Below are 2,285 nucleotides of genomic sequence, written 5' to 3' on the forward strand. Positions count from 1 at the left end.
ACGGGCGGTCCGAGAGCCTCTCTCTCGACCTCCAAACCCGTCACGGCGACAGCCGCAGGCCTCTCACTCTCCCTTGCCGTTCAACATCTCGGTGTGATCGACCAAGGACCATATTGCCCGCGTCAGGGATGGACGCCCGAAAGGGGGAGACCCATCGGGGCTTCCGCTCTGCCGACAGCCCGGCCCGCAGGGCGACGCCCAACTGCGCTTCTCGGCGATACAAAACCTCCAACTTCAGGCCGTGAAGTGGGAGGATTGGTATCTCGCGGTTCCCTGAGCGGCGAGGTTCAGGCTTTCAATCGGTCGGAGGCAGACTTTCAGGCGGTCGGAGGCGGATGCGTGGTTTCACATGTGGTTTTGCGGAATCATGTTGCGATGTCCGCGCCAAGCGCGGACTTAGGAATACGATTTGCAGCTGCAGATCGTCGGAACACGTCCATCATGCGGGGCATGGTCCATGATCGACGGCATCGAACCTCGGGGTTTGCCGACCTCCTGCACGACGCTCGGCAAGACCTGTCCGAAGCATGTTGCATATTTCGGACACTGTCTGGCTTGCGGCCATCCCCATAGCGTGAGGTTGCCTTACATCTCATTTTACTCTAACAGTCACATTTGACGGTTAAATAATGTTTGGACGTCAGATATGGCGGTTAAAGTGAACTCAGTGAGCGCACGCCGAGCCCTGGAGGCTCTGGGCGCAAATATCAAGACGGCGCGGCTGAAGCGGCGGATCTCCGTGAAGGGTTTTGCGGAGCGGATAGGTGTGTCCGAAAGCACGGTGGCCCGGCTTGAGAAAGGTGATGACGGCGTGAGCATCGGCACGCTCGCCATGGCGTGCCTCGTCCTGGGCGAGATCGACCGCATCTCGGACTTCCTGGACGCGGGCACGGATGACACGGGGCTGCTGCTCGATCGGGAAAGCTTGCCCAAGCGGATCGATCGCAAGCGCACGCCAAAGTCGTCGAGCAACGGCCCGGATCAGGCTACTCCGATCGCTGATGGGGATGACGAGGAAGGGGTCGGTTTCTGATGCCAGAGGCCATCGTCGCGCTTGGCGAAGGAAAACGGATTGTGGGACGCCTGCGCTTTGAAAGCGACGGGCGGCGTCAGCATTCGCAGTTCGAATATGATGCGGCGTGGCTCGCCGCCGAGGATCGCTTCGCCCTCGCGCCGGGACTGCCACTGCGCGAAGGCAGCCATTTTTCATCCGGAAAGGACGACAAGCGCTCGGCGCTGCCGGGCTGCTTTGCCGATGCGGCGCCGGACTCCTGGGGACGTGCGCTGATGACCAAGGCGCTTGGCGGCGGCCTCAGCGAGTTCGATTATCTTGTCCTTTCAGATGACCGCACCCGCCAAGGGGCGCTGCGGTTTCTCGGCGAGGACATGGAACCGCTGTCCGACCTGACCCCGCCCATTCCTCGGCTGGTCGAACTTGAACGCCTGCGTACGCTTGCGCAGCGCTTTGAACGGGACCCGAGCGGCGCAGAGGAAGAAGCGCGCGATCTTGCCGGTGTCGCCGGATCCCTCGGTGGCGCACGACCGAAAGCGAATGTCGAAGGTGACGGGCATCTCTGGATCGCCAAATTCACCTCGGCACAGGATACCAAGCCGGTCGAACGCGCCGAAGTGGCGACGCTGAAACTGGCGCGCATGTGCGGGCTGCGCGTGGCCGATGCCCGGCTTGAGCTGCGCGACAGTGACAGCCCGATTGCCCTGATCCGCCGGTTCGACCGCCGCGGCGACACGCGCATTCCCTATATCTCGGCCCGCACAGCACTGGACTGGCAAGGCGAGGAAGGGGGGTTCTACACCGACATCGCCGAGGTGATCCGCCAGATTTCCAGCAAGCCGGTGGAGGACCTGCACGAACTATGGCGACGGATTGTGTTTACCATCCTTGTGTCGAACAAGGACGATCACCTCAAGAACCATGGATTCATCTATGCTGGCGGCGATCGGTGGCGGCTGTCACCGGCCTTCGACATCAACCCATCCCCCTCCCGGCATCGCGTTTTGGAAACAGGCATCATACAAGGCGGATCATTCGATGCGTCGCTCGAGATTGCGCTAGAGGCGTGTGAGTTTTTCGACGTGAAGAGGGACAAGGCGAGGCAGATTGCACATGATGTGGCCACCACACTTTCGGGCAATTGGCGCCGAGCTATGCAGGAAGAAGGCATGACCGGCGACGAAGCTCGCCTCTACCAGGACGCCTTTGAGCACTCGGAATGTGCGCGAGCTTTGGGGATGTAAATGTCGGAGAACCCAAAAAAGAGGGCGGA

Annotated in this window: 2 protein-coding genes; both read left to right on the forward strand. The window is 61.3% G+C overall.

Annotated elements, in window-relative coordinates:
• Nucleotides 1–667: 667 nt before the first annotated feature.
• Nucleotides 668–1,033: a helix-turn-helix domain-containing protein gene (locus tag H7847_RS26475; RefSeq protein ID WP_227272695.1), complete on the forward strand. Its 366-nt coding sequence runs from the start codon at nucleotides 668–670 to the stop codon at nucleotides 1,031–1,033.
• Nucleotides 1,033–2,256 carry a type II toxin-antitoxin system HipA family toxin gene (locus tag H7847_RS26480; protein ID WP_227272697.1) on the forward strand — a complete coding sequence of 408 codons (1,224 nt, stop codon included), beginning with the start codon at nucleotides 1,033–1,035 and terminating at the stop codon, nucleotides 2,254–2,256. Before H7847_RS26475 ends, H7847_RS26480 begins: the two co-directional genes overlap by 1 nt.
• Nucleotides 2,257–2,285 lie beyond the last annotated feature (29 nt).

Origin of the sequence: Roseobacter weihaiensis (genome assembly GCF_020622345.1) — a bacterium.
Taxonomy (GTDB): Bacteria; Pseudomonadota; Alphaproteobacteria; order Rhodobacterales; family Rhodobacteraceae; genus Roseobacter; species Roseobacter weihaiensis.

Bases quoted from the DNA above. Each gene is read 5' to 3' on its own strand.
- H7847_RS26480 (WP_227272697.1), top strand. From the start codon at position 1,033: ATGCCAGAGGCCATCGTCGCGCTTGGCGAAGGAAAACGGATTGTGGGA.